Source organism: Staphylococcus sp. GDB9P120P (assembly GCF_017893435.1).
Classification (GTDB): Bacteria; Bacillota; Bacilli; order Staphylococcales; family Staphylococcaceae; genus Staphylococcus; species Staphylococcus cohnii.
Genome location: NZ_JAESNB010000015.1, coordinates 3547 through 4630 on the forward strand (window position 1 = coordinate 3547; position 1084 = coordinate 4630).

General features: G+C 33.0%; 1 protein-coding gene. It reads left to right on the forward strand.

All coding sequences use genetic code 11. The features are described 5' to 3' along the window. Positions 1-478 precede the first annotated feature (478 nt). Positions 479-1015 (forward strand): spore coat protein, encoded by a 537-nt coding sequence (locus tag KA856_RS13125; RefSeq protein ID WP_107525550.1) that lies wholly within the window; start codon positions 479-481, stop codon positions 1013-1015. The last annotated feature ends 69 nt before the right edge of the window (positions 1016-1084 follow it).

Consider the following 1084-nt stretch of genomic DNA (forward strand, 5'->3'; position numbering starts at 1 on the left):
AGTATATGAAGAGTTTGGCATCGCTAATGATGATTAATGTGTTGGAAAAGTAAATGGATTATGCACAACAGTTAGAAAGAATAGAGGCGAAGAAAGCAAAAGAAAGAATGGCAGTAAAAAAAAACAAGGTGTGGACCGAGGTCCACAGGTAAAAAAAAGGTGAAACACGAGAGATTGTTGGAAAAACAGTTAGTTTTGGAAGTGGTCGTACTTATGGGAGGGCGAAATACATTTATGAAAATGCTGTTGAAACAACTAACCAAAGGTTAAATGTAATGCTAAATGCTAAAGATTTAATCGATGATTTACAAGAGTGAGCTAAAGCAAATCAAGGAAAACGGAATGACTTAACTTTTAATTCAGCTGAACCAAAAGTTAATAAGGCACCAGTTCACGAAAATAAAGAAATCGCAATATAAATTGATGTATCTGAAACAACTGTAAAGAGGCTTAAAAATTAAAGAAATGAGGTTATACAATGCTTCTAAAATCATATAAGCAAGTATTAAGATATTATCCTGCAGAAAAGATAACCGAATACGAGCTATTAACTGCTTATAATCCAGTGTTTATTAATCGTAAAATACAAACCATTGAAGAACAAATCGAATGTATGTATAGCCTTAATACGTCACACATGACATGTGATGATGTGATGGGTGTAGTCACAACTTCATATCCTTTAGAAAAGTTAGTATGTTGGATTGTTGAGAAAAAAGACGAACTGGATAGATATAAAAAACAATCAAACAAACGACTAAATTTGGTTAAAAAGCTAATCAAACACTATCCTTCGCATGAACAAAAGGATATCATTCAATACATGCAGTCAAATGGCTCATATAAGCCACACAAAACGATTGAGAAACTGCAGAAAGATTTATATCAAGTCCATCATAAAAACCGTTCACAACGCCGTGAGAAGCACATACAAGCCAATAAAGTGATTTATAATGACTATATCGAAACAAAACGTGAAAGCCTGCAAAATGAACGTGAGGTGCTTGCTATATGATTATTGAGTATCAAGATGTAAATTATAAAATGTTATCTAAGTACATGCTGAACTATCACAGATTGTGTG